Consider the following 18,506-nt stretch of genomic DNA (forward strand, 5'->3'; position numbering starts at 1 on the left):
GGCCCCCGCTTACATCAATCGAGCCACACGCCGTCGAACCGGTGCCCGCCGAGCGGCGAGAACGTCAGCCCGTGCACGCGCCTGGAGATCGGCAGCGACACGATCGACGTCGCGATCGGCGTGAACGGCACCTGATCCTTGAACACCACCTGCGCCTGCTCGTACAGCGCCGTGCGCTTCGCGACGTCCCCATTCGAGCGCGCGGCGCTCACGAGTTGCTCGAAGTCCTTGTTGCACCACTTCGCGAGATTGCTGCCGTGCACCGCTTCGCAGCCGAGCAGCGTGCCGAGCCAGTTGTCGGGGTCGCCGTTGTCGCCGGACCAGCCGTACAGGATCGCGTCGTGCTGGCCGTCGTGCTTCGCGCGGCGGTTGTATTCGCCCCATTCGTAACTGACGATCTTCGCGCGCACGCCGATCTTCGCCCAGTCCTGCTGGATCAGTTGCGCCATCAGCTGCGCGTTCGGGTTGTACGGGCGCTGCACGGGCATCGCCCACAGCGTCAGGTCGAAGCCGTTCGGGAAGCCGGCCTGCGCGAGCAGCGCCTTCGCGGCGGCCGGATCGCGCGGCGCGTCCTTCAGGCGCGGGTTGTACGACCATTGCGCGGGCGGCATCGGGTTCGTCGCGATCGTCGCGTCGCCGTTGAACACGGTCTTGATGATCGCCGTCTTGTCGATCGCGATGTCGAGCGCGCGCCGCACGTCGACGCGATCGAGCGGCGGATGCTGCGTGTTGTACGCGACGAAGCCGACGTTGAAGCCCGTCCCCGAAAACAGCGTCAGCTTCGGGTCGCGCCGCACCGTCTCGAGATCGGCCGGCCGCGGAAACGCCGACACCTGGCACTCGCCGGCCACGAGCTTCTGCAATCGCGCGGCCGGATCGGGCGTGATCGCGAACACGAGGCGCGAGAGCTTCACGTCGTCGGGCTTCCAGTAGTCGGGATTCGCGTCGTAGCGGATCAGCGCGTCCTTCTGGTACGTACGCAGCACGAACGGCCCCGTGCCGACCGGGAACTGGTTGATGTCCGACTCGCGATGGCGCGCGGCGAGCTGGCCCGCATATTCGGCCGACAGCACCGACGCGAACGCCATCGCGAGATTGCGCACGAACACGACGTCGGGCGACTTCAGCACGAAGCGCACCGTGTAGTCGTCGACCTTCTCGATGCGCTCGACGTTGTGGTCGAAGCCGAGATCGCTGAAATACGGGAAGCTGACCGGATAGGCCTTGCGGAACGGGTCGTCCGGGTCGAGCATCCGGCGGAACGTGAACACGACGTCGTCGGCCTGGAACGGCCGCGTCGGCGTGAACCACGCGGTGGTCTGGAATTTCACGCCGCGCCGCAAGTGGAACGTGATCGTGCGCTGGTCGGGCGACACGTCCCAGCTCGTCGCAAGCGCCGGTTCGAGATCGAGCGTGCCGCGCTTGAACTGCACGAGCCCGTTGTAGACGGGGTACGTGCTCGCATCGAAATCGGTGCTCGTCGTGTGCTGGCCGGGATCGAAGCCGGCCGGGCTGCCTTCGGTGCAGTACACGAGCGTCTTGCCCGCGGGCGCCGCGAGTGCGTGCGTCGCGGCGCCGGCCAGCAGCAGCGACGCGGCGATGCAGCGGAGCGCGGCAGCGGCAGGCGATACGCCGCTCGAACGGCGCGCGGCTGACGAAACGAAAGGATTCTTCATGGTGGCAAAGGGAAGAAAGAGGTGTCATGCGAATGACGACCGTCGATCTTCGCGCGCCGCCCGCCGATCGCTTACCAATTAATTCCGCGTTGCTTATCGTCGCGGATGCATCCCGCTGCCGCTGCATCGGAACGTCCATGCGAGCGCCGCAGACAGGTTCGCGAACGCCGCCGCGACGCCGCCCGCTCGGCGTCATGACGCAGCGCCATGCGCTCACGGCGGCGGACGTCCCTTCCGGCCCCCTGCAACTTCCGCCGAATGGGTGCATCGTATCGGTTGGCCAACGCCGGCACCGGTGCGCGGGAATCCGCCGGCGCACGCGTGCCGGCACCGCGCACCCGCGGGTGCGCCCCGTTCCTGGAGGACCCCGATGTCGATCAACCCCGATACGCCCTCTCGTCCCGTGAAGTCGCCGGGCCCCGATCACCCGATCCTGATCGAACCGCACTCGTCGCGCGTGGTCGTGAAAGTCGCCGGGAAGGTCGTCGCCGATACGCGCCATGCGCTGGTGCTGCGCGAGGCCAGCTATCCGGCGGTGCTGTACATTCCGCGCGAGGATGCCGACATGTCGCTGCTCCAACGCACCGACCACGCGACCTACTGCCCGTACAAGGGCGATTGCGCGTACTACTCGATTCCGGCCGGCGGCGAACGCGCGACCAACGCGGTCTGGACGTACGAGCATCCGAATCCGGCCGTCGAGTCAATTCGCGGGCATCTCGCGTTCTATCCCGACCGCGTCGATTCGATCGAGGAAAGCCTGCTCGTCTCCGAGTGAGCCCGGCGACGCGCTGCCGCGTCACCGTTCACGTATCGTCCGGCCGCTGATTTGCATATGCGGATTCATTGGTTGGCCGCCGTCCCGCCGGGCCGTATCGTCTCGACACCGGCGCGGGCCGGCCCGTTGCGCGCGTCGCCCGCATCCGGGCCGCTCCTGCGCCGGCCGCGCCGCCTTCGCGCGCGCCCCGTGAACCCGCCAGCAGGACGCCTTAGGGCGTGTTCACGCTAATAACGGGTTTGCGAACGTGCCTTTCCGCCCGCAGTGCAAGGAGTAAGGAGCGCCGTTTGGCCGTGCCAAACAAGCGACGCACGACGCCGCAATGTGGGCGGAAAGGCACGTTCCCCTGTTTGGAAAAATTCATTCGCGGGGCTGGCCCCCAGAAGGGTCGATCGCCGCGTCATGCTCCTCGCGAATACGTCGAGTATTCGCTTCGTCGCAATCCTTGCGCTCGGCCCTTCTGGGGGCCAGCGCAAACCCGTTATTAGCGTGAACACGCCCTAATGAACGACACACCGCACGCAGACCTTGAAACGACCCCGGCGAACCCGCGCCGCCGCCGGTGGCTGCACGGCGCGGCCGCCGGGCTGGCCGGGCTCGCGCTCGGGCCGCTCGCGGCCGTGCCCGCCCGCGCCGCCGACAGCGGCACGCGGCTGCGCGTCGGCTTCCAGAAATACGGCAACTTCGTCGTGCTCAAGGCGCGCGGCACGCTCGAGAAGCGTCTCGCGAGCCAGGGCGTCACCGTGCAATGGCTCGAATTCCCGGCCGGCCCGCAACTGCTCGAAGGGCTGAACGCCGGCGCGATCGACGTCGGCACGGTCGGCGAAACGCCGCCGATCTTCGCGCAGGCCGCCGGCGTCGATTTCGTCTACATCGGCAACGAGCCGCCCGCGCCGCAGGGCGAGGCGATCGTCGTGCTGCCCGATTCACCGATCCGCACCGTCGCGCAACTGCGCGGCAAGAAGGTCGCGTTCAACAAGGGTTCGAACGTCCACTACCTGCTGGTGAAAGCGCTCGAGCATGCGGGCCTTACGTATGCCGACATCCAGCCGATCTACCTGACGCCCGCCGACGCGCGCGCCGCGTTCGTGCAGCGCAGCGTCGATGCGTGGGTGATCTGGGATCCGTACCTGGCCGCCGCCGAACGGCAGCTCGGCGCGCGCGTGGTCGCGAACGGCGACGGGCTCGTGCGCAACACGCAGTACTACCTCGCGGCGCGCCAGTACGCGGCCGCGCATCCGCAGGTGCTGCGCGCGCTGCTCGACGAGGTCGACGCGGTCGATCGCTGGGCGCGCGATCACGTGCCCGAGGTCGCCGCGCAACTGTCGCCGCTCGTCGGCCTCGACGCGCCGACGCTCGAAGTCGCGCTCAAGCGCGCCGGCTACGGCGTGCAGCCGATCGGCGATGCGACGCTCGCGTATCAGCAAGGTATCGCCGACGCGTTCAGCGCGCTGAAGCTGATTCCGGGCAAGCTGTCGGTCGCCAGCGCGCGCTGACGCGTCACGGCGCAGCCGCCCCGCCGATGCGCCGCCATTCGTCGTAGTCGGTGACGAGGCCCGCATCGTCGATCGCGATATCGGCCGCATACGTGCCGCTCTCGTAGCGGTACACGTTGGGCGCGGTGCGCGTATAGCGCTGCTCGCCGCGCACGACGGCGATATCCGGAAAACGCAGCCACGCGGTGCGAATCTCGGCCTGCTCGCCGACGGCGAGCGCCAGCCGACGGATCGGCAGCGTATTGGTCGACGGACTGAAGCCGAGATCGATGTCGGTCGCGCCCGCGAGCGCCGGCGCATCGACACCGTCGATCGTCCACTGCCCTGCATTGCATGCGATGTCCCATTGCCTTGGCGGCGCCGTGCCGGTCCAATGCGTCACGCGCGCCGAGCGCGTGAGCCAGTCGGCGCCGCACGCGATCGCGTAGTCGATACGAAACGGCGTGCCGCCGATCGCGCCCGCCACCGCACCCGCCAGCGCGATGCCCGTTCGCGACTCGTCGAGCCGGCACCATTCGGCCGCCTGCCACGTCTGCACGTTCTGCCATGCGACGCAATGCGTCCGTCGCACTTCACTCCGTTGCGTCATGTCGCGTCTCCTGTCGGCCGTGCGAAAGAATGCCGATTTTCGCTCACGGTGCCGACGAACGCACGCGGCTTCGGCAGCATCGTGGGCGCGCCGGCCGATCATCAGTATCGGCCCGGCGCACACCATCGCGTGGACGCCGCTTTGGTACCATCCGTCGATCGGTAAAAATCGAACGGAAGACACGAGGCGCGACTTCATGGATCTGTTGGCGACGATGCGCATCTACGTGAGAGTCGTGGAGCGCGGCACGATGTCCGGCGCGGCGCGGGATCTCGACATGGGCCAACCGGCCGTCAGCGAACGCATCGAGAAACTCGAAAAGCATCTCGGCACGCGGCTGCTGATGCGCAGTGCGCGCACGCTCGCGTGCACGGAGGAAGGCCGCCTCTTCTACGAACGCAGCAAGGCGCTGCTCGAAGCGGCCGAACTGGCCGTGGCGTCGGTGTCGAGGACGGAGAACGCGCTCGACGGCACGATCCGGCTCGCGGCGCCGCAGTGTTTCGGCGAGGTCGTGCTGCCGGCCGTGCTGATGCAGATCCGCACCGCGTATCCGAAGCTGCACATCGACCTGGTGCTGAACGACGAGATCGTCGATCCGGTTACCGAGGGCGTCGACATTTCGATCCGGGTCGGCCAGCTTCGCGACGGCGGCTTCGTCGCATACGCGCTCGGCGCGGTCGGCCGCGTGCTCGTCGCCGCGCCGTCGTATCTCGAGCGGCACGGCCCGCTCGACACGAAGGCCGATCTCGCGAACCATCCGTTCATCCGCGTGAAAGGCGTATTCGCGAACGAACAGATGCCGCTGCAGCGCGACGGCGGTGCGGTCGAATACGCGCGCATCCGCACGGTCATGACCGCGAGCCACTGGCGCCCGATGTTCGACACGATCGCGGCGGGCGGCGGTATCGGCGTGGTCCAGCATCCGGCTTGCGCCGACGCGCTCGCGCACGGCCGGCTCGTCCGCCTGCTGCCGCACTACGACGTCCCCGACTTCGCGCTCAATGTGCTGGTACACGCGCAGCGGCCGTTGCCGCCGCGCGTGCGCGCCGTCGTCGATCTGCTGAAACGCGCCCTGCCGCCGCTGCTGGCGCAACGTCCGCGCTAGCAGGTCACGTCTGCAGCGATTTCCCCGGCTCCTTCACGTGCGCGTCGACCTCCATCTGGTAGAAGCGCGCGCTGACGAAGCCGAACAGCGTCCAGCCGAGGAACACGCACAGGCCGCCGAGCATCAGCGCCTGCTCGCCCGAGCTGTAGAGCGCGTAGAAGCTGTACGCGGTCGCGACCATCGCGACCGCGTTCGTCACCAGCGCCTTGCCCGGCGACACCTTCGCGACCTTCTGGATCGTGATCAGCGCGGCCATCGACATCACGTAAGGCACGAGGTTGGTGACGACCGCGAGATCGACGATCTTCTGGAACTGGCTGCTCAGCTCCGGGCTGATCGTCATCAGCGCCAGCGCGACCTGCGCGATCAACAGGATCACCATGCCGACGATCGGCGTGCCCGTGCGCGTCGCGCGGGCGAACACCGGCAGGAAGTAGCCGACGTCCGCCGAGCTCTTGAACACCTGCGCCACCGTGAACTGCCAGCCGAGCAGCGAGCCGATGCACGCGATCACCATCAGCGCGGTGACGATCGTGCCGACGGTCGGCGTGAACATCGTCGCGAACGCGAGGCCGAACGGCGCATTCGACTTCGCGAGGATCGCGTTCGGCACGATCCCGGCGATCACGTTGGTCGACACGATATAGAAGATCGCCGACGCGATCGTGCCGCCGAGCACGGCGATCGGCACGTTGCGCTCGGGATTCTCGACGGCATCCGCGTTCGCGCACGCCGATTCGAGCCCGAGGAACGCCCACAGCGTCACCGCGATCGAGCCGCCGACGGCCGGCCCGAACGGCATGTCGTGCGGATTCCACGCGGCGCCCCAGGTCGCGCCGCTGAACCAGAACCAGCCGATCAGCGACACGACGACGACCGGAATGATCACGCCCCACACCGTCACCGCGCCGATCCGGCCGGTGATGCGCGAGCCGCCGAAGTTCGCGACCGTCGTCAGCACGAGCAGGAAGATCGTCCACAGGCCCGTCTGCAGCGGCGACAGCGTCGCGTCGAACAGCACGGTGCCGTAGCCGACCGCCGTGACGCCGATCGCGACGTTGGCGATCACGAGCGACAGCCCGTACGTGTAGTTCGCCATGTAGTTGCCGGCCTTGCCGAACGCGTATTCCGCGTAGCCGCCCATCCCGCCCGGCTTGCGGCTCAGCATCCCGCAGCGCGCGAACGCATAGGCCAGCGCGAGCGAGCCGCCGGCCGTGACGATCCACGACAGCAACGAGATCGTGCCGACCTGCGCGAGCTTCGCCGGCAGCAGGATGATGCCGGAGCCCATCATGTTGACCGCGGTGAGAATGGTGAGCTGCCAGACGTTCATCCGGTTCTTCGGTGCGGCCGCCGGGGCCGCGTCGGCCAGATGCGCTGCGTTGTCCATGGTGTTCGATCCTTCGATGTGAGGCCGCCGCGCGGCCGGTCGCCCGTTCGCCGGGTCAGGCTTCGGGGCTTCAGGCCGTCAGGCAGTACACGCGGTACGTGCCGTCCTCGACTTCCACGCCGTGCGTGTCGTGCGCGAAGCCCGGAAAACGCCGGTCGTACGCTTCGAGCGCCTTCAGGTAGCCGAGCACCGGGCCGCCGGCCGGCCCCGCGTTCTCGCCCGGCATCAACAGCGGAATGCCCGGCGGATACGGCACGACGCCGGTGGCCACCGTGCGCCCGGCCAGCTCGTCGAGCGTCACCTGCTCGACGCGGCCCTGCACGAGATGCTCGTACGCGCGCACCGGGCTCATTTCCGGCTTCGGCAGGATCGAGAACGCCTCCGACATCAGGCGCGTCGTGCCGAGCTGCTCCATCGCCGCGAACATCGTGTCGGCCAGATCCTTCAGCCCCATGCCCGCATAGCGCGACCCATGCTCGTTCGCGAGCGACGGAATCGCCATGTCGAGCGGCAGGTTCGCGTCGTAGTCACGCTTGAAATCGCACAGCGCGCTGACGAGCGAGCCCCACTTGCCCTTCGTGATGCCGATCGAGAACAGGAACAGGATCGTGAAATCGGTCGTCTTCTCGACGACGATCCCTCGCGCATCGAGATACGCGGTGACGACGCTCGCCGGGATGCCGACCGGCATCAGGCCGCCGGCCGGCGCCACGCCCGGCGTGACGATCGACACCTTGATCGGGTCGAGCATGCAGTAGCCGTCCTCGATATTGCCGAAGCCGTGCCATTGCGCGCCGGGGCGCAGCACCCAGCACGCCGGGTCGCTCGCGAGCAGCTCGGGCGGCGCCTCGTGGAACGGCAGCGTGCGGCCCGTGCGCGCCTCGAGCACGGTGTCAGGCTGCCAGCACTCGAAGAACCAGTCGCCCTTCGCGCCGAATTCGCCGTTCATCCGCGCGATCATCTGCCGGAACGCGACGGCCTCCTCGATCGATTCGCGCGTCAGCGCGGCGCCGCCGGGGCCGTCCATCATCGCGGCCGCGACGTCGTTCGACGCGATGATCGCGTAGTTCGGCGACGTCGACGCGTGCATCATGAACGTTTCGTTAAACTGACCATGCGGAATCGGGCTGCGGCCGTCGCGCACGTGGATGTACGACGCCTGCGACAGCGCGGTCAGCAGCTTGTGCGTCGACTGCGTCGCGAATACCGTCGGCCGGTCCTTGTGGTGGTCGCGCGGGTCGCCGTGCATCGCATGGCGGTCGCGGTAGATCGGATTGAAACGCGCGTAGCCGTACCACGCTTCGTCGAAATGCAGCCGGTCGACGCTCGCGCCGAGCAGTTCCTCGACGCGCGTCACGTTGTAGCAAAGGCCGTCGTACGTCGAGTTGGTCACGATCGCATGCTTCGGCTGGCGGTCCGCCAGCCCCGCCGCGAGCGGATTCGATGCGATCGCCTCGCGGATCGCCGCTTGCGTGAGGCGCTCCGATGCGATCGGCCCGATGATCCCGTAGCGGTTGCGCGTCGGCACGAGGTAAGTCGGAATCGCGCCCGACATCGTCATCGCATGCTCGGCCGACTTGTGGCAGTTGCGGTCGCACAGCGCGATCTGGTCGCGGCTCACGCTCGCCATCAGGATGATGCGGTTCGACGTCGACGAGCCGTTCGTCACGTGATACGTACGATGCGCGCCGAACACGCGCGCCGCATAGCGTTCGCTTTCGCCGATCGGGCCCGAGTGATCGAGCAGCGAGCCGAGCTCGCCCACCGAGATCGACAGGTCCGAGCGGAACAGCGATTCGCCGAAGTATTCGAAGAACGCGCGGCCGACCGGCGATTTCAGGAAGCCGGTGCCGCCCGTGTGGCCGGGCGTATGCCACGAGTATTCGTAGACGCGCGAGAACTTCGCGAGCGCGCCGAACATCGGCGGCAGCACGGTCGAGCGATAGCGTTCGATCGCCGCGTGGATGCGCCCGCCGATAAAGTCGGCCGTATCCTCGAGCAACCACACGAAATCGTCGACCTTGCCCATCACCGCGGCCGGCACCGTCGACGCGACGCTGCGATCGGCCAGCAGGAAGATCGGCACGCTGCCGTTGCGTTGACGGATCGCATCGACCACCGCCTCCGACGGCCCGTGGCCGTCCACGCCGAGATCCCAGTCGAGCAGCACGCACTGGATCGACGGATCGGAGCGGATCAGCACGATGGCATCGTCGGCGGACGTCGCCGTCAACACGTCGATACCGCGTTGCGCGAGCTCCGCGCTCAGCGTGCGGACCGCACGCCCGGTTGCCGTTTCCTGCGCGATCTCGTCGTCGACCAGTAGCGCGCGCATGCCGAGGCGACGAATGCCGCCGGCGGAAGTGTTCATGTTCTTGCCCTCGCTGTTGCGTTGCTTCGATTGGTATCGTTCGTCTCACGAGCACGCGGACGGCAGGTCACGGGCAGCGGCATGAGACGCTCGCCATTCCGGCTTGATTCGCCATCCAGTTCGGAGCCGACTATGCCATGAACGCCTTTCGATGAAAAGCCGACGATTCGGTGAAACCATCGGCGCATTTCCAATAGGATTTCAACATTGGATCATTTTTATATGCGCCGCAGCACGCCAATTCCTGATCAATTGATCAGGCTCATCCGCCAATGACATTGACGATGCCGGTCGATTGAATTCGCGTGCCTTTGTTGCTACGATCGGCTGCGCCGGGCACTGTCCGATCACGGCCGTGCCGCGCTGCTCAACGCTTCTCGGTGCAGTCCGCATTCGGCGTTCGGCATTCGCGGGAGCATTTCAATCGGCTGCAGCGCGCGTCGTAATCGACGTGACGCGCCGGCGCGAATGCGGCTCCCGTTTCAGGTCATTTACCGGAGAGTTCGCGTGAGCCTGTTGAAAATCGCAGTCGAGCCGGCGCTGATCGGCGCCTTTCTCACCACGCACGAACAGGTCGACGTATTCCAGACCGATTTCACGAATATCGCGGCCATCGTCGTCGGCATCGATGCCGCGGAGAAGGTGCTGAAAACCGTCGAGGGAACCGGCTTCGCGATTCCGTTCTTCGTCGCGGTCGAACCCGACCAGGAAGTGCCGCCGTCGGTCCTGCCGAGCGCGAGCGGCGTGATCCCGCTCCGGCAAGGCGGCCGCCATTACCACGGCCGGCAGATTTCCGCCGCGGCCGACATCTACAGCGAGAACCTGCTGCCGCCGTTCTTCAAGGTCATGCGCGACTACGTGCAGCGCGGCTACGTCGAATTCGACTGCCCGGGCCACCAGGGCGGCCAGTTCTTCTCGAACCATCCGCTCGGCCGGATGTTCTTCGATTTCTTCGGCGAGACGCTGTTTCGCTCGGATCTCTGCAACGCGGACGTCCGGCTCGGCGATCTGCTGATTCACGAAGGGCCCGCGCTGGAAGCGCAGCGCAACGCCGCGCGCATCTACAACGCGGATAAAACCTGGTTCGTGCTGAACGGCACGTCGACGTCGAACAAGGTCGTCACGAGCGCACTGCTCGCGCCCGACGATCTCGTGCTGTTCGACCGCAACAATCACAAGTCGGTGCACCTCGGCGCGCTCGTGCTGTCCGGCGCGCGGCCGGTCTACCTCGAAACCGCGCGCAACGCGTGGGGCCTCATCGGCGGCGTCGACAGCGCGGCGCTCGGCGAAGCGCGCATTCGCGACGCGATCCGCGACGTCGCACCCGAGCGAGCCGACCTGCCGCGCCCGTTCCGGCTCGCGGTGATCCAGCTCGGCACCTACGACGGCACGATCTACAACGCGCGCGAAATCGTCGACCGGATCGGGCATCTGTGCGACTACATCCTGTTCGATTCGGCGTGGGTCGGCTACGAACAGTTCATCCCGATGATGCAGGACTGCTCGCCGCTGATGCTGACGCTCGGGCCCGACGATCCCGGCATCTTCGTCACGCAGTCGGTGCACAAGCAGCAGGCCGGCTTCTCGCAGACATCGCAGATCCACAAGAAGGACAGCCACATCGAAGGGCAGAAGCGCTTCTGCGATCACCGGCGCTTCAACAACGCATACATGATCCACGCGTCGACGAGCCCGTTCTACCCGATGTTCGCGGCGCTCGACGTCAATGCACAGATGCATGCGGGCCCGGCCGGCAGGCGCCTGTGGCGCGACTGCGTCGCACACGGCGTCGATGCGCGCAAGCTGCTGCTGAAAACGTGCCGCCAGATTCGCCCGTTCGTTCCGCAGCAGATCGACGGCCGCCCGTGGGCCGACTACCCGACCGAGCAGATCGTCGACGACCTGCGCTTCTTCCGCTTCCACCCGGCCGACAGGTGGCACGGCTTCGACGGCTATGCGGACAACCAGTATTTCGTCGATCCGTGCAAGCTGCTGCTGACCACGCCCGGCATCGATCGCGATACGCACGAATACGCGCCGTTCGGCGCGCCGGCGCCGATCCTCGCGCGCTATCTGCGCGAGCACGGCGTCGTGCCCGAGAAAGCCGACCTGTATACGATCCTGTTCCTGCTCACGCCGTCGGAAAGTTCCGGCAAGCTGCAGCATCTGGTCGCGCACCTCGCGCAGTTCGAACGTCATCTCGATCAGGACACGCCGCTGCGCGAAGCGATTCCGTCGTTGTGCGACGCCTATCCGGAGCTGTACGGCACGATGCGCCTGCGGCAGCTGTGCCAGCGCATGCACGATTTCTACCGCGGCCACGACATGAAGCATCTGCAGAAACAGATGTTCCGGCGCGCGCAGTTCCCGAAGCAGGCGATGCTGCCGCAGGCCGCGAATACCGAGCTGATCCGCAACAACGTCGAGCTCGTCACGCTCGACCGCATCGAAGGCCGGATCGCGACCGAAGGCGCACTGCCCTATCCGCCCGGCATCTTCTGCGTGGTGCCCGGCGAGGCGTGGGGCGGCCCTGCACTCGACTACTTCCGTGCGCTCGAAGCCGGGATCAACGCGCTGCCGGGCTTCGAGCCGGAAATCCAGGGTGTGTACCTGCAGACGAAGCCGGACGGCACGAAGCAGGCGTCGGCATACGTGGTCGCAGCCGGCGCCGACGCGTCGCGGGCCTGATCGCGATCCGTGCCCGACCCGCGCGGCGCTGGCGCGCCGCGTGTATCATCGCCGCCATCATGCCCATCCGACCGCTTCGTCCGCTCCTGATCGCCCCGGCGCTCGCCGTCTCCATCGCCGCGCATGCGCAGCAGGTCGGCGTGGTCGCCGACGGCGTCTACTACACGCCGAATACGCATCTCGCGGCAGGCACGTCACTGCAAGTGCTGCCCGACGACGACCAAGGCGTCGCGCGCTGCTGCGCGATAATCACCGGCCCCGCCGGCAAGCCCGGCACCCAGATTCTCGACAGCCTGCACGACGACCGCACGATCGCCGCGTACGCCCTGTCGCTGCCGAAGTCGGTGCCGGCGGACACGCGCGGCTTCGGCGTCGTCGGCACCGCGCATTTCGTGCGCCAGGGCGCACACCCGGAAGCCGTGCTCGACGGCGGCTTGCCACTCGCATTCTCGACCTGCACGTCGGCGGAGGGCACGCATTACCTCGGGCGCAAGGTCGGCGCCAACAAGTTGCTCGTGCACCTGTATCAGTACTTCGACGGCGAATTCGAGCCGACCTGCAAGGATCGCGACCTGAAATGAAGGAACCCGGCCGGCGGGCAGCATCGTGCCCGCCGCGTCACCACGCCTGCCGGTAGATCTCCAGCGCGTCGGCCTCGGTCACCTCGCGCGGATTGTTCACGAGCAGACGCGTCTGCAGCATCGCGTCCGACGCCATCCTCGGCAGGTCGTCCTCGCCGATACCGACCTCGCGCAGCGTGCGCGGAATCCCCGTCGCGACGATCAGCCGGTCGATCTCGGCGATCAGCGCGTGCGTTTTCGCTTCGTCGCTGCCCGTGGCCGACGGCGCGACGATGGCCGCCAGTTCCGCATACAGCGGCGCGGCGGCCGGCGCATTGAAGCGCAGCACGTGCGGCAGCACCAGCGCATTCGACAACCCGTGCGGCACGTGGAAGATCCCGCCCACCGGATAAGCCAGCGCGTGCACGGCCGCGACCGGCGCATTCGCGAACGCCTGCCCCGCGAACATCGCGCCGACCAGCATCGCTTCGCGCGCGTGCCGGTTCCGCCCGTCGTCGCATGCGGCCAGCAGGTTGCGCGACAGCAGCGTCAGTGCGTGCGTCGCCAGCATGTCCGATACCGGATTCTTCAGCCGCGCGGACGTGTATGCCTCGATCGCGTGCACCATCGCGTCGATGCCGGTCGCCGCCGTCGCCGCGCGCGGCAGGCCGAGCGTGAGCTCCGCGTCGAGGATCGCGACGTCCGCGAACAGGTGCGGCGACACGACGCCCATCTTGCGCGCCTCGCCGACCGTGACGATCGACACGGCCGTGACCTCGGAGCCGGTGCCGGCCGTGGTCGGCATCTGCACGAGCGGCAGCCGCGCGCTCGCGACCTTGTCGACGCCGTACATGTCGGCCAGCGCCTGCTGCCCCGGCGCGAGCACCGCGATCAGCTTCGCGACGTCCATCGACGAGCCGCCGCCGAGACCGAGCACGATCTCGGCATCGGCCGCGACGGCCCGCGCGGTCGCTTCGAGCACCACGTGCTCGGGCGGATCGGCGATCACGTCGTCGATCACGGTGACCTGCCAGCCGTGCGCGGCGAGGCTCTCCAGCGCGGGCGCGAGCACGCCGCTGCGATGCAGGAACGCATCGGTGACGACGCACAGCCGCACGAGCGCCGGAAAGCGTTCGCGCAACAGCGGGCCGAGCCGGCGCGCGGCGCCGAATTCGACGATCTGCGTCGGAACGGTGCGGAATTGAAACGGGTTCATCGGGCGCCTCCCGGGGCCGTCGCCGTGCCGGTGTCCGGCTGCACCATGTAGCGGATCACCTCGCGACGATCGAGCAACGGCATGATCGCGCCGACACCGATCCGCTGGAAATGCGGCGTTTCCCGATGCACGTCGAGGCCGTCGGCCTCGCTGTAACGCTCGAGGATCACGATGTGGTCGGGGTTCTCCGGCGACCGGAAGTACGCGTAGTCGAGGTTTTTCGGCTCGGTGCGCGTGGCCGGCGCGAGTTCGGCCAGCAGTTCGACCACGCGGTCGCCGTTGCCGGGTTTCGCGAAGAAATGCGCGATGACCTGCAGATAGGGTTCGTTCATGCTGCGCTCCATGTTCGACACAAGCCCGTCGCGACGGGAGCGCCCCCCATCCGCCATGAACCGGATGGATTCAAACGCGATGATGCGGCACCGTATCGCTGACGCGTCGTCGCATTGTATTGAATCGGCACGGCCTTCGCAGTGCCGCGACCGGGCCGCGAACAGCAGGCCGAATCGCGCCGCACGCTCACGACGAGCCGGAACAGGGCCGGCCGCCGCCCGCTTGCGCCGCCACCCCGGCTACCAAGGCACCGTCCGCCCCAGATAGTCGAGATATTCGAGCCCGGGCCGCGCCCGCTTCGCCAGCAGCACGTCGACGAGGCTCGGCACGCTCTCCTCGATGGTCAGGCGCGCGTCGGGCCCGCCGAGTTCGGTGCGGACCCAGCCGGGCGCCATCAGCGCCAGCGCGCGGCGCGTGTCGGCCTGACGCGCCGCGAAGCTGCGCATGAACTGGTTCAGCGCGGCCTTGCTGCCGCGATACACCTCGCGCATCCTGGTGACGTTGTTGGTCACGCTGCCCTGCCCCGACGACATCGCGCCGATCAGCCCGTCGTCGGTCACGAGATCCTGCAGCGTCTCGATCGCGCGCATCGGCGCCAGCGCATTCGTGATCATCACGCGCACGAATTCGTCGGTCGTCACTTCGCCGATCGTTTCATTCGGATCGTTGGTCGTGCCCGCATTCACGAACAGCATGTCGAAGCGCCGGCCCGACAGGCGCTCGCGCAGCGCGGCCAGCTGCGCGGGCTCGCAGATGTCGAGCGTGCCGATCTCGAGCCGGCCGTCGAACCGGTCGGCCAGGTCATGCAGCTTCGTGCGCCCCGCTCCTTCGCGCACGGTACCTGTCACGTTCCAGCCCTTGTTCAGAAATACCTCCGCCATTGCCAGTCCGAGGCCGCGCGACGCCGCGACGAGCAGGAGCGCGGGGGCGTTTCGTCGATTCGATTCAGTCGATTGCATGGTTTTCGCCTTTGCCGTGTTTCGTCATGCGCCCACTATAGGCGCGCACCAAGGCAGGCGCCAGACGCACCCGATGCAATCCATCGTTGCACCAAACGCCATGCCAAACCTCGCAGTGGCGTATCCTGTCCGCATGGAAGACATCGACCTGAACCTCGTCACCGCGCTCGACGTGCTGCTGTCGGAGAGCAGCGTGACCGGCGCCGCGCGCCGGCTGGGCCTGAGCACGTCCGCGATGAGCCGTACGCTCACGCGGCTGCGTATCGCCACCGGCGACCCGCTGCTCGTGCGCGCCGGGCGCAAGCTCGTGCCGACGCCGCACGCCGCCGCGTTGCGCGACCGCGTGCATGCCGTCGCGCGCGACGCGCGCGCGGTGCTCCGGCCGGCGACGGCCGACGTCGAGCTGGCGACGCTCACGGCCACGTTCACCATTCGCGCGGCCGCATCGTTCATGGAAATGCTGGCCGGCCCGGTCGTCGCCGCCCTGGCCGACGTCGCGCCGCACGTGCGGATCCGCTTCGTCCCGAAGCTCGACCGCGATCCGCAAGCGCTGCGCGACGGCACGGTCGACCTGGAAATCGGCAAGCGCGGCGACGACGCGCCCGAACTGCACACGCGCATGCTCTTTCACGACTGGCATGTCGCGGTGGCGCGCGCCGGGCATCCGCTGTTCGCATCGGCCCGGATCACGCCCGCGCGCTATGCGGCCTGCCGCCACGTTATCGCAGCCCAATTGGGCGATTTCGGCGGGCCCGCCGGCGACTCGACCGGCGAGGCCGGCCCGGGCCCCGCCGTGCATGTCGTCGTGCCGGGCTATCCGGACGCGATGCGCGTCGCGGCCAGCACCGACCTGATCGCGCTGGTGCCGCGCTCGAGCCTCGGCAACGCGTGCTCGCCCGGGCTCATCGAAGCGCTCGGGCTGCGCAGCTTCGAAGTCCCGGTCCGCTTGCCGGCGATCCTCGTGTCCGCGCTGTGGCATCCGCGCATGCATGGCGACCCCGTCCATCGCCGTCTGCGCGACACGGTCATCGCCGTGTGCCAGCGCGCGTATCCGGATTCCGGCCCGCCACGCGCCGCGGCGCGCGGCCAGGGAGCCCGCGCGGCCGGCTGACGTCGCGTCGCGGGCTCCCTGGCCGGCCATCCGCGCGGTCGGCAACGCACCCGCGACGCCCCACTACCGCGGCCCGACCGGGCGGCGCCGGCAGCCCCTTCGGCTAAAATGCCGCACTTTCCACCTTGTCCGGCCCGCTCGCCATGCAACCCGCCTCCTCCGCCCAATCCGCTTCCCGCGGCGCCGACGCCGCAGACGCGGCCCGCGACCTCGTCTACGGTCCGAACGACCAGCCGGCGCCGATGGTCGCCTTCGTCGCCGCGCTGCAGCACCTGCTCGCGATCATCGTGCCGATCGTCACGCCCGGCCTGCTGATCTGCCAGGCGCTCGGCGTGTCCAGCCGCGATACGACCCTGATCGTGTCGATGTCGCTGGTGATTTCCGGCATCGCGACCTTCGTCCAGTGCAAGCGCTTCGGTCCGCTCGGCGCCGGCCTGCTGATCGTTCAGGGCACGAGCTTCAACTTCGTCGGCCCGCTGATCGCCGGCGGCAGCCTGATGGTCAAGCAGGGCACGCCGGTGGAGACCGTGATGGCCGCGATCTTCGGCGTCGTGATCGCCGGGTCGTTCGTCGAGATGGGCGTGTCGCGCATCCTGCCGTTCGTGAAGCGCCTGATCACGCCGCTCGTCACCGGCATCGTCGTGTTGCTGATCGGCCTCACGCTGATCAAGGTCGGCCTGATCAGCATGGGCGGCGGCTACGGCGCGATGGCCAAGGGCACGTTCGCGAGCGCCGAGAACCTGACGCTGTCGGGCCTCGTGCTCGGCACGATCATCCTGCTGAACCGCGTGCAGGTCGTCTGGGTGCGCAGCACGGCGCTCGTCATCGCGCTCGCGATCGGCTACCTCGCGGCCGCGTTCCTCGGCCGCCTCGATTTCACCGGCATGCACCAGGCCGCGCTGTTCCAGGTGCCAACGCCGCTGCATTTCGGCATCGGCTTCTCGTGGGCGCTGTTCGTGCCGATGCTGATCATCTATCTCGTCACGTCGCTCGAAGCGATCGGCGACGTGACGGCCACCAGCAAGATCTCGAACGAGCCGGTCGAAGGGCCGGTGTGGATGCAGCGGATCAAGGGCGGTGTGCTGGTCAACGGCGCGAACTCGCTGCTGGCCGGCGTGTTCAATACGTTCCCGAGTTCGGTATTCGCGCAGAACAACGGCGTGATCCAGATCACCGGCGTCGCGAGCCGTCACGTCGGCATCTGGATCGCGGGGATGCTCGTCGTGCTCGGCCTGTTCCCGGTCGTCGCCGGCGTGCTGCAGGCCGTGCCGGAGCCCGTGCTCGGCGGTGCGGCGATGGTGATGTTCGGTGCCGTGGCCGCGTCGGGCATCAACATCCTCGCGGGCGTCCACCTCGACCGCCGCGCGCTGCTGATCATCGCGGTGTCGCTCGCGCTCGGCCTCGGCGTGTCGCAGGTACCGGACATTCTGAACAGCCTGCCGCATGCGCTGAAGAACGTGCTGGAATCGGGCGTGGCGACGGGCGGCATCTGCGCCCTCGTGATGAACTGGTTCCTGCCGGAAAGGAAGTAACGGCCAAGCGCGGGGCGAACCGCATGACAACGTGGCGGTCGTGACGGGCCGCGTCGGTCCTCATGCCCAACGGCATCGGGCGTCCGGCGCACGGCCCCGCCACCGGCCCTGCGCTTTCGGCCGGCACGCAACGTGCCGACCGCGCATCGGCGGCAATCAATCGCCAAACCCGGTCAGGGCGCCTTGGCCGATCGATTCTGGCTGGTTAGAATCACCGCATGCCCCAAACCCTCGCGCCCGACAAAGCCCCCGAAACGACTGCCGTTCCGATCAAGGAACGCGCGACCGTCGTCTGCTATCGCAATGCGCGCGTGTTGCTCGTCACGCGTGCGGCATCGCGCTGGGCCCTTCCGGGCGGCACGATCAAGCGCGGGGAAACACCGCTCGAAGCCGCGCATCGCGAATTGGGCGAGGAAACGGGCATGACCGGCCAGGATCTGGTGTACTCGATGCAGTTCACCGGGCTCGCGAAGATCCATCACGTGTTCTTCGCGGAAGTCGGGCCGGACCAGACGCCGCAAGCGAGCAACGAGATCGAGAAATGCAAGTGGTTTCCGATCGACAGTATCGACCGTCTGCGCGCAAGTCTTCCGACGAAGCGAATCGTCGAACTCGTCTACAACCACGAAATCCTCAAGGCGTAACGCCCACCCCGAGCCGTCGGCCGGCTCGAGTCGGGTATCGCGATCAGCGGTGCGCGCT

General features: G+C 67.9%; 15 protein-coding genes. 8 read left to right on the top strand and 7 right to left on the bottom strand.

Annotated features, from left to right (window positions below; all coding sequences use genetic code 11):
- Nucleotides 1-14 precede the first annotated feature (14 nt).
- The gene (locus A9Z05_RS12560; RefSeq protein WP_069618377.1) at nucleotides 15-1,676 is read right to left on the bottom strand and encodes an ABC transporter substrate-binding protein; all 1,662 of its coding nucleotides are present in this window, start codon (nucleotides 1,674-1,676) and stop codon (nucleotides 15-17) included.
- Between the two features lie 370 nt (nucleotides 1,677-2,046).
- Between A9Z05_RS12560 and A9Z05_RS12565 the strand changes: the two genes are divergently transcribed.
- Nucleotides 2,047-2,454 carry a DUF427 domain-containing protein gene (locus tag A9Z05_RS12565; RefSeq protein WP_069618378.1) on the top strand — a complete coding sequence of 136 codons (408 nt, stop codon included), beginning with the start codon at nucleotides 2,047-2,049 and terminating at the stop codon, nucleotides 2,452-2,454.
- Between the two features lie 503 nt (nucleotides 2,455-2,957).
- Entirely contained in the window at nucleotides 2,958-3,950 is a 993-nt protein-coding gene (locus A9Z05_RS12570; protein WP_069618379.1) for a sulfonate ABC transporter substrate-binding protein, read from the top strand.
- Between the two features lie 4 nt (nucleotides 3,951-3,954).
- Here A9Z05_RS12570 and A9Z05_RS12575 read toward each other — a convergent pair whose 3' ends face one another.
- Nucleotides 3,955-4,539, bottom strand: a complete 585-nt coding sequence (locus A9Z05_RS12575) for a putative glycolipid-binding domain-containing protein (RefSeq protein WP_069618380.1) — start codon at nucleotides 4,537-4,539, stop codon at nucleotides 3,955-3,957.
- Between the two features lie 196 nt (nucleotides 4,540-4,735).
- Between A9Z05_RS12575 and A9Z05_RS12580 the strand changes: the two genes are divergently transcribed.
- The gene (locus A9Z05_RS12580; protein ID WP_069618381.1) at nucleotides 4,736-5,644 is read left to right on the top strand and encodes a LysR family transcriptional regulator; all 909 of its coding nucleotides are present in this window, start codon (nucleotides 4,736-4,738) and stop codon (nucleotides 5,642-5,644) included.
- Between the two features lie 4 nt (nucleotides 5,645-5,648).
- Here A9Z05_RS12580 and potE read toward each other — a convergent pair whose 3' ends face one another.
- Together potE and A9Z05_RS12590 are read right to left on the bottom strand one after the other, a co-directional pair.
- Complete coding sequence (potE, locus tag A9Z05_RS12585) at nucleotides 5,649-7,034, bottom strand: putrescine-ornithine antiporter (protein WP_069618382.1); 1,386 nt, start codon at nucleotides 7,032-7,034, stop codon at nucleotides 5,649-5,651.
- Nucleotides 7,035-7,104: 70 nt separating this feature from the next.
- Nucleotides 7,105-9,405, bottom strand: a complete 2,301-nt coding sequence (locus tag A9Z05_RS12590; protein WP_069618383.1) for an Orn/Lys/Arg decarboxylase N-terminal domain-containing protein — start codon at nucleotides 9,403-9,405, stop codon at nucleotides 7,105-7,107.
- A gap of 507 nt (nucleotides 9,406-9,912) precedes the next feature.
- On the opposite strand from A9Z05_RS12590, the gene A9Z05_RS12595 reads away from it, so the two are divergent.
- Together A9Z05_RS12595 and A9Z05_RS12600 are read left to right on the top strand one after the other, a co-directional pair.
- Nucleotides 9,913-12,093 (top strand): ornithine decarboxylase, encoded by a 2,181-nt coding sequence (locus A9Z05_RS12595; protein ID WP_176730199.1) that lies wholly within the window; start codon nucleotides 9,913-9,915, stop codon nucleotides 12,091-12,093.
- 59 nt (nucleotides 12,094-12,152) lie between these two features.
- A complete protein-coding gene (locus tag A9Z05_RS12600; protein ID WP_069618385.1) occupies nucleotides 12,153-12,674 on the top strand; it encodes a hypothetical protein in 522 nt (173 codons plus the stop codon).
- A 37-nt stretch (nucleotides 12,675-12,711) separates the two neighbouring features.
- On the opposite strand, the gene A9Z05_RS12605 is transcribed toward A9Z05_RS12600, so the two are convergent.
- The 3 genes from A9Z05_RS12605 to A9Z05_RS12615 all read right to left on the bottom strand — a co-directional run bounded on the left by A9Z05_RS12605 (nucleotide 12,712) and on the right by A9Z05_RS12615 (nucleotide 15,161).
- Nucleotides 12,712-13,869 (bottom strand): iron-containing alcohol dehydrogenase, encoded by a 1,158-nt coding sequence (locus A9Z05_RS12605; protein WP_069618386.1) that lies wholly within the window; start codon nucleotides 13,867-13,869, stop codon nucleotides 12,712-12,714.
- Nucleotides 13,866-14,201 carry a putative quinol monooxygenase gene (locus A9Z05_RS12610; RefSeq protein ID WP_059582584.1) on the bottom strand — a complete coding sequence of 112 codons (336 nt, stop codon included), beginning with the start codon at nucleotides 14,199-14,201 and terminating at the stop codon, nucleotides 13,866-13,868. The genes A9Z05_RS12605 and A9Z05_RS12610 overlap by 4 nt, the downstream gene beginning before the upstream one ends.
- 240 nt (nucleotides 14,202-14,441) lie before the next feature.
- Nucleotides 14,442-15,161 (bottom strand): SDR family oxidoreductase, encoded by a 720-nt coding sequence (locus A9Z05_RS12615; RefSeq protein ID WP_069618387.1) that lies wholly within the window; start codon nucleotides 15,159-15,161, stop codon nucleotides 14,442-14,444.
- A 133-nt stretch (nucleotides 15,162-15,294) separates the two neighbouring features.
- On the opposite strand from A9Z05_RS12615, the gene A9Z05_RS12620 reads away from it, so the two are divergent.
- The 3 genes from A9Z05_RS12620 (at nucleotide 15,295) to A9Z05_RS12630 (ending at nucleotide 18,448) form a co-directional block, all read left to right on the top strand.
- Nucleotides 15,295-16,272, top strand: coding sequence for a LysR substrate-binding domain-containing protein (locus A9Z05_RS12620; protein WP_069618388.1), 978 nt, complete (start codon nucleotides 15,295-15,297; stop codon nucleotides 16,270-16,272).
- 143 nt (nucleotides 16,273-16,415) lie between these two features.
- Nucleotides 16,416-17,804 carry a nucleobase:cation symporter-2 family protein gene (locus A9Z05_RS12625; RefSeq protein ID WP_069618389.1) on the top strand — a complete coding sequence of 463 codons (1,389 nt, stop codon included), beginning with the start codon at nucleotides 16,416-16,418 and terminating at the stop codon, nucleotides 17,802-17,804.
- 218 nt (nucleotides 17,805-18,022) lie between these two features.
- A complete protein-coding gene (locus A9Z05_RS12630; protein ID WP_069618390.1) occupies nucleotides 18,023-18,448 on the top strand; it encodes an NUDIX hydrolase in 426 nt (141 codons plus the stop codon).
- The last annotated feature ends 58 nt before the right edge of the window (nucleotides 18,449-18,506 follow it).

The sequence above is a fragment of the Burkholderia sp. A2 genome (assembly GCF_001729305.1).
In the GTDB taxonomy this organism is placed as follows: domain Bacteria; phylum Pseudomonadota; class Gammaproteobacteria; order Burkholderiales; family Burkholderiaceae; genus Burkholderia; species Burkholderia sola.

Excerpts from the sequence above, each read along its gene's own strand:
- A9Z05_RS12560 (WP_069618377.1), bottom strand. The coding sequence starts at position 1,676 with ATGAAGAATCCTTTCGTTTCGTCAGCCGCGCGCCGTTCGAGCGGCGTA.
- A9Z05_RS12565 (WP_069618378.1), top strand. The coding sequence starts at position 2,047 with ATGTCGATCAACCCCGATACGCCCTCTCGTCCCGTGAAGTCGCCGGGC.
- A9Z05_RS12570 (WP_069618379.1), top strand. The coding sequence starts at position 2,958 with ATGAACGACACACCGCACGCAGACCTTGAAACGACCCCGGCGAACCCG.
- A9Z05_RS12575 (WP_069618380.1), bottom strand. The coding sequence starts at position 4,539 with ATGACGCAACGGAGTGAAGTGCGACGGACGCATTGCGTCGCATGGCAG.
- A9Z05_RS12580 (WP_069618381.1), top strand. The coding sequence starts at position 4,736 with ATGGATCTGTTGGCGACGATGCGCATCTACGTGAGAGTCGTGGAGCGC.
- potE (WP_069618382.1), bottom strand. The coding sequence starts at position 7,034 with ATGGACAACGCAGCGCATCTGGCCGACGCGGCCCCGGCGGCCGCACCG.
- A9Z05_RS12590 (WP_069618383.1), bottom strand. The coding sequence starts at position 9,405 with ATGAACACTTCCGCCGGCGGCATTCGTCGCCTCGGCATGCGCGCGCTA.
- A9Z05_RS12600 (WP_069618385.1), top strand. The coding sequence starts at position 12,153 with ATGCCCATCCGACCGCTTCGTCCGCTCCTGATCGCCCCGGCGCTCGCC.
- A9Z05_RS12605 (WP_069618386.1), bottom strand. The coding sequence starts at position 13,869 with ATGAACCCGTTTCAATTCCGCACCGTTCCGACGCAGATCGTCGAATTC.
- A9Z05_RS12610 (WP_059582584.1), bottom strand. The coding sequence starts at position 14,201 with ATGAACGAACCCTATCTGCAGGTCATCGCGCATTTCTTCGCGAAACCC.
- A9Z05_RS12615 (WP_069618387.1), bottom strand. The coding sequence starts at position 15,161 with ATGCAATCGACTGAATCGAATCGACGAAACGCCCCCGCGCTCCTGCTC.
- A9Z05_RS12620 (WP_069618388.1), top strand. The coding sequence starts at position 15,295 with ATGGAAGACATCGACCTGAACCTCGTCACCGCGCTCGACGTGCTGCTG.
- A9Z05_RS12625 (WP_069618389.1), top strand. The coding sequence starts at position 16,416 with ATGCAACCCGCCTCCTCCGCCCAATCCGCTTCCCGCGGCGCCGACGCC.
- A9Z05_RS12630 (WP_069618390.1), top strand. The coding sequence starts at position 18,023 with ATGCCCCAAACCCTCGCGCCCGACAAAGCCCCCGAAACGACTGCCGTT.